Origin of the sequence: Paenibacillus cellulositrophicus (genome assembly GCF_009363095.1) — a bacterium.
Taxonomy (GTDB): domain Bacteria; phylum Bacillota; class Bacilli; order Paenibacillales; family Paenibacillaceae; genus Paenibacillus_AQ; species Paenibacillus_AQ favisporus.
In genome coordinates, this window is record NZ_CP045295.1 from 3,631,257 (window position 1) to 3,637,500 (window position 6,244).

The 6,244-nt window shown below is 51.1% G+C and carries 3 protein-coding genes, 8 tRNA genes and 1 rRNA gene (1 of these 12 running past the window's edge); all 12 read right to left on the reverse strand.

Annotation, left to right across the window (positions count from 1 at the left end):
- Positions 1-7: 7 nt before the first annotated feature.
- Entirely contained in the window at positions 8-949 is a 942-nt protein-coding gene (gene hprK / locus GCU45_RS16215) for an HPr(Ser) kinase/phosphatase (protein ID WP_152399661.1), read from the reverse strand.
- 187 nt (positions 950-1,136) lie between these two features.
- The gene (locus tag GCU45_RS16220; RefSeq protein WP_145027392.1) at positions 1,137-2,261 is read right to left on the reverse strand and encodes an ABC transporter ATP-binding protein; all 1,125 of its coding nucleotides are present in this window, start codon (positions 2,259-2,261) and stop codon (positions 1,137-1,139) included.
- 105 nt (positions 2,262-2,366) lie between these two features.
- Positions 2,367-3,509, reverse strand: a complete 1,143-nt coding sequence (locus tag GCU45_RS16225; protein WP_244364110.1) for a PucR family transcriptional regulator — start codon at positions 3,507-3,509, stop codon at positions 2,367-2,369.
- A gap of 155 nt (positions 3,510-3,664) precedes the next feature.
- Positions 3,665-3,737 (reverse strand) — tRNA-Lys (locus GCU45_RS16230).
- Positions 3,738-3,744: 7 nt separating this feature from the next.
- Positions 3,745-3,830 (reverse strand) — tRNA-Tyr (locus GCU45_RS16235).
- Positions 3,831-3,838: 8 nt separating this feature from the next.
- A tRNA-Phe gene (locus tag GCU45_RS16240) sits at positions 3,839-3,911 on the reverse strand.
- Positions 3,912-4,026: 115 nt separating this feature from the next.
- Positions 4,027-4,103, reverse strand: a tRNA-Asp gene (locus tag GCU45_RS16245).
- Positions 4,104-4,114: 11 nt separating this feature from the next.
- Positions 4,115-4,190, reverse strand: a tRNA-Thr gene (locus GCU45_RS16250).
- A 6-nt stretch (positions 4,191-4,196) separates the two neighbouring features.
- Positions 4,197-4,272 (reverse strand) — tRNA-Val (locus GCU45_RS16255).
- Between the two features lie 9 nt (positions 4,273-4,281).
- Positions 4,282-4,358 (reverse strand) — tRNA-Met (locus tag GCU45_RS16260).
- A gap of 30 nt (positions 4,359-4,388) precedes the next feature.
- Positions 4,389-4,480 (reverse strand) — tRNA-Ser (locus tag GCU45_RS16265).
- 147 nt (positions 4,481-4,627) lie between these two features.
- Positions 4,628-6,244: ribosomal RNA gene (locus tag GCU45_RS16270) — 23S ribosomal RNA — on the reverse strand; it runs 1,312 nt beyond the window's last position.

Sequence of the window (6,244 nt, forward strand, 5' to 3'; positions counted from 1 at the left end):
CACTCTCCTAGTCCATATCGTCCATATCTTCTGCAATGGTGGCTGTGAGCTTATTCGTAAACTGCAGGGCCGCATTCAGACCCATTTGCTTCAGCCGGTAATTCATGGCCGCCACTTCGATGATGACCGCAAGGTTACGTCCCGGACGTACTGGAATGGTCACGAGAGGAATGTCGGTATCGATGATTTTGGTCGTTTCTTCATCCAGTCCGAGCCGGTCGTACTGTTTATCCTGCTGCCAGGCCTCAAGCTTGACGACAAGCGTAATTCGTTTGTTGTTCCGGATTGCTCCGGCTCCGAACAAGGTCATGACGTTGATGATCCCGACACCGCGGATCTCCAGCAGATGGCGAATCAGCTCAGGAGCCGATCCATGCAGCTGAAAGTCCGAGGTCTGCCGGATTTCCACCGCATCATCAGCGATCAGCCGGTGGCCCCGTTTGACCAATTCCAGTGCGGTTTCACTCTTGCCGATGCCGCTGCTGCCGGTAATCAGCATGCCTACCCCATAGACGTCGCACAATACGCCATGAATGGTAGTGGTCGGTGCCAGCCTTCTCTCCAGAAAGCCGGTAATCCGGCTGGATAGGATGGTCGTCGCCATATTGCTCCGCAGGATGGGCAGGTTCTTTTCCTGGCTAAAATGGATCAATTCCTCGGGCACCTCAAGCCCTCTCGTGACAACAATACAAGGCGTCTCCTCGCTGCTGCACAGGCGCTCCATCCGTTCTTTCCGTTCTTCTGCCGTAAGCATGGCAAAAAAGGCCAGCTCCGTTCGTCCCAGCAGCTGCACCCGTTCCTCAGGATGATATTCAAAATAACCTGCCATTTCCAGACCCGGTCTGTTTAAATCGTCTGTCGTGATGGCCCGTCTCAGGCCGTGTTCCCCTGAAATGACCTCCAGCTGAAATTGCTGGACCAATTCAGATACTCTTACTTTCTTAGCCATTTCACGTCTCCCTTTCTATCAGCTGGCTCTTCTGTCAGCCGACTGCCGCCGGTCAAACCATGAATTTTCTAATGTACCCATCGTAAATGATATTTCCCATGAATGCAATGTCAGCCGCCTATTCGCTCCTAATACAAAAGAGCCGCCCGAAAGGGCGGCTCTTCATCTTCAGGCATTCCGCCTGGAATTAGTCAGCCAACAATACGTTCAGCTCAGACTCTTTGTCGAAGATATGAATTTTGTTCATGTCGACAGCCAAACGAGCGCTGTTGCCTTCACGAGTCGTAGAACGTCCGTCTACACGGGCGATAACGGTGTCGTTACCCAATCCGCTCAGGTAGAGGAGCATTTCGTGACCAAGGTTTTCTGTTACGTCTACATGGGCCGTGAAGATCGTATTCGGAGATGCTTCCAGGAATACAGGCTCTTCATGAATATCTTCCGGACGAACGCCCATGATCACTTCTTTGCCGATGTAGCCTTTGCTCTTCAGGATTTGCGCTTTACCGCCTGGAACTTCTACGTCAAGTCCTTGGGATTTGAAGCGTACAGAACCGTTGGACTCGCTGAGTGTTCCGTTGATAAAGTTCATGGTAGGCGATCCGATAAAGCCGGCAACAAACAGGTTGTTTGGATTGTTGTACAGTTCTTCCGGAGAAGCGGCTTGTTGAATAATGCCGTCCTGCATAACTACGATACGGTCGCCCATCGTCATGGCTTCCGTCTGGTCATGTGTTACGTAAATACAAGTGGTTTCAAGGCGTTTCACCAGTTTCGTGATTTCCGCACGCATCTGACCACGAAGTTTAGCGTCCAAGTTGGAAAGCGGTTCGTCCATCAGGAAGACTTGAGGATCACGCACGATCGCACGTCCCAAGGCAACACGCTGACGTTGACCACCGGAAAGAGCTTTTGGCTTACGATCCAGCAAATGCTCGATATCGAGGATTCTCGCAGCTTCACGTACACGTTTATCAATTTCATCCTTTTTCACTTTACGCAGCTTCAGACCAAAGGCCATGTTTTGGTATACGTTCATGTGTGGATACAAAGCGTAGGACTGGAACACCATCGCGATATCGCGGTCTTTAGGAGCTACATCGTTCACGACGCGGTCGCCAATGTAAAGTTTACCGTCAGAGATTTCTTCCAGACCGGCGATCATACGAAGCGTCGTAGATTTACCGCAACCGGAAGGACCTACCAACACCAGAAACTCCTTATCCTTGATATCAAGGTTGATATCCATAACTGTTGCTTTGTCAGAACCCGGATACTTTTTGAAAATATGCTCTAAACGTACACCTGCCATGTGAATTTGCCCCCTTAGTGTATAGTTATGAAATCGAATACATTATGATAGTTATATATTACCCAACATCTCGCAGACTGGCTATACACAATCTGCACAAAAAACCTATTTTCTTTTCGTCACTTTATACAATAGCATCGTCAGCTTCACCAAAACCGCGTCCCCAAAGCTTCTAACGTCCAGATTGGTCTCTTGTTTGATCTTATCGAGCCGGTATAAAAGGGTATTCCGGTGAATATATAGTCGCTTCGCCGTCTCGCTGACATTGCAGTCGAGCTGAAAGAAAGTCTCCAGCGTCGACAACGTCTCGTTGTCGCTGAACAATACGCCGTGGTCCCCTGCCTGTTCGAGAAAGCGGCGGCGCTGCTCCATCGGGATGCTGTAGATTAAACGCTCCAGCAGCAGCTCCCATGGGAAGTGGACATGCTCCGACACATGAAACGTCCGTCCCAAAAAAATGGTTTCCCGAAGCATGCCTACCGTGCCCGGCAGTGACTTCAAGGGGATGAACGAAGGCGCGGCGGATAGATGAAAAGCACCAACCCATTCGCTTGCAATCAGCTCATAGAGCCCCATACTGAACGCGGAGAGCATGTCTGTTTCCGATTCGCCGTTATCCTCTTCTTTCTCGTCATTGCTGCCGGCCACCAGTTCTTTTCTGGCCAAGATGAGCCACTCGTTGTCGCGCAGAGCCGCAAGCACCACCTCTCCATCGAAGTAGCTGCGCAGCAGCTTTTTCAGCTGGCTCCCCTTAACATCGGAGGCATGGATACTCTCACAAGTCAGCAAAAAGGGAGTCATCTCTGTGGAAAGCAGACGTTTTAGTTCCAAATCGTCAGGCAATTCGGCATCGCCGTGTCCCAGGTCGAGCTGCTCTTGAATCCATTGACTGAGCCTCAGGAGTTCCCGTTCCTCATCACCCTGGGCTTCCACGGCATCACCCGTTTGTTCTCTTACCGCAGACAGCAGTACACCGATCAAGCGGGATACTTCATCATTGACCAGCTCAGAACTGGCTTCAATTACGTGTACCCGCCCGTTCTTGATAAACAGCGGGAACCAAACCTTGTCCTCCACCATCACCACATCCTGGAGGCTTCTATGCTCGGTCTGCTTCCCTTTCTTCGAAGAAGCCTTGCTGGATACCGAAACGGGTAAATAAACCGCCTCCGACTGCTGTTTGCTCAGCTCCTTCATATGTAACGTTCCGCCTACGACTTGCTCCAACTTGCTTCGTAATGTTTCCATCTCCACCATTGATGTCATCCACCACTTTGCCATTTTTATTAATCATCTTACCATATTCCTATATAAAATCGAAAACCACACTTCTTATGCACATCAGATCGTCAGGCCATAAAAGACAAAAAGACCATCAACCGAAAGGTTAATGGTCTTTGTGATGAGCCATGAAGGACTCGAACCTTCGACACCCTGATTAAAAGTCAGGTGCTCTACCAACTGAGCTAATGGCTCTTACAACTGGTGGAGGCTGATGGATTCGAACCACCGAACTCGTACGAGAACAGATTTACAGTCTGCTGCGTTTGGCCACTTCGCTAAGCCTCCATATAAGGTGGCTCGGGACGGAATCGAACCGCCGACACGAGGATTTTCAGTCCTCTGCTCTACCGACTGAGCTACCGAGCCATACATGCAAAAATAAAGCGGGTGATCTTAATCTTCCCACTTTACGCTGTGGAAATTCACTATACAAAACATCATCTTCAATCTATATCAAGCGTATAGATGAAGTAAATAATAATGGCGGGACCGACGGGATTCGAACCCGCGGTCTCCTGCGTGACAGGCAGGCATGTTAGGCCTCTACACCACGGTCCCGCATTATTAGATGGTGCCGGCGAGAGGACTTGAACCCCCAACCTACTGATTACAAGTCAGTTGCTCTACCAATTGAGCTACACCGGCATATGATGGTGGAGGCTGAGGGGATCGAACCCCCGACCCTCTGCTTGTAAGGCAGATGCTCTCCCAGCTGAGCTAAGCCTCCAGGTATGTATGGTAGCGGCGGAGGGGATCGAACCCCCGACCTCACGGGTATGAACCGTACGCTCTAGCCAGCTGAGCTACGCCGCCATACTAAAACTTGCTAAGATGTGATTCAAATGGCGGAGAGAGAGGGATTCGAACCCTCGCACCGCTTACGCAGTCTAACCCCTTAGCAGAGGGTCCCCTTATAGCCACTTGGGTATCTCTCCAAGCATAACCTCGGTATACAAATTGTATAACCAAGAGTGGTTTCAAAACACATTCAGGAATTTGACTCCCTGAAAACTAGATACGAAACGAATCTACATTTTATATAAGCATATGCTTCCGTAGCAAGCTTTCTGTAAGAAAGCTTTTAGGATAAGCCCTCGACCGATTAGTATTGGTCAGCTCCATGCATTGCTGCACTTCCACCTCCAACCTATCTACCTCGTCGTCTACAAGGGGTCTTACATACTGGGAAATCTCATCTTGAGGGGGGCTTCACGCTTAGATGCTTTCAGCGCTTATCCCGTCCGTACGTAGCTACCCAGCCATGCTCCTGGCGGAACAACTGGTGCACCAGCGGTACGTCCATCCCGGTCCTCTCGTACTAAGGACAGCTCCTCTCAAATTTCCTACGCCCACGACAGATAGGGACCGAACTGTCTCACGACGTTCTGAACCCAGCTCGCGTACCGCTTTAATGGGCGAACAGCCCAACCCTTGGGACCTACTTCAGCCCCAGGATGCGATGAGCCGACATCGAGGTGCCAAACCTCCCCGTCGATGTGGACTCTTGGGGGAGATAAGCCTGTTATCCCCAGGGTAGCTTTTATCCGTTGAGCGATGGCCCTTCCATGCGGTACCACCGGATCACTAAGCCCGACTTTCGTCCCTGCTCGACTTGTAGGTCTCGCAGTCAAGCTCCCTTCTGCCTTTGCACTCTTCGAATGATTTCCAACCATTCTGAGGGAACCTTGGGGCGCCTCCGTTACTCTTTAGGAGGCGACCGCCCCAGTCAAACTGCCCACCTGACACTGTCCCCATACCGGATTACGGTACCAGGTTAGAACCTAGATACGATCAGGGTGGTATCCCAACGGCGCCTCCACCCAAGCTGGCGCTCAGGTTTCAAAGGCTCCCACCTATCCTGTACAGATCGTACCCAAATCCAATATCAAGCTGCAGTAAAGCTCCATGGGGTCTTTCCGTCTTGTCGCGGGTAACCTGCATCTTCACAGGTATTAAAATTTCACCGGATCTCTCGTTGAGACAGCGCCCAAGTCGTTACGCCATTCGTGCGGGTCAGAATTTACCTGACAAGGAATTTCGCTACCTTAGGACCGTTATAGTTACGGCCGCCGTTTACTGGGGCTTCGGTTCACAGCTTCGGGATTACTCCCTAACCGCTCCCCTTAACCTTCCAGCACCGGGCAGGCGTCAGCCCGTATACTTCGCCTTGCGGCTTCGCACAGACCTGTGTTTTTGCTAAACAGTCGCTTGGGCCTTTTCACTGCGGCCCCCTCGTGCTATTCACACTACCGGGGCACCCCTTCTCCCGAAGTTACGGGGTCATTTTGCCGAGTTCCTTAACGAGAGTTCTTCCGCGCGCCTTAGAATTCTCTTCTCGCCTACCTGTGTCGGTTTGCGGTACGGGCACCTTCACCTGGTTAGAGGCTTTTCTTGGCAGTGTGAGATCATGACCTTCGGTACTGTAATTTTCCCTCCCCATCACAGCCCAGCCTTAAAGTGTGCGGGTTTGCCTACACACCAGCCTCACTGCTTGGACGAGCATCCATCAGCTCGCGTCACTACCCTCCTGCGTCACCCCATCACTCATAACGGTTTACGGTGGTACAGGAATTTCAACCTGTTGTCCTTCGATTACGCCTGTCGGCCTCACCTTAGGTCCCGACTTACCCTGAGCGGACGAGCCTTCCTCAGGAAACCTTGGGCTTTCGGCGGATCAGATTCTCACTGATCTTTTCGTT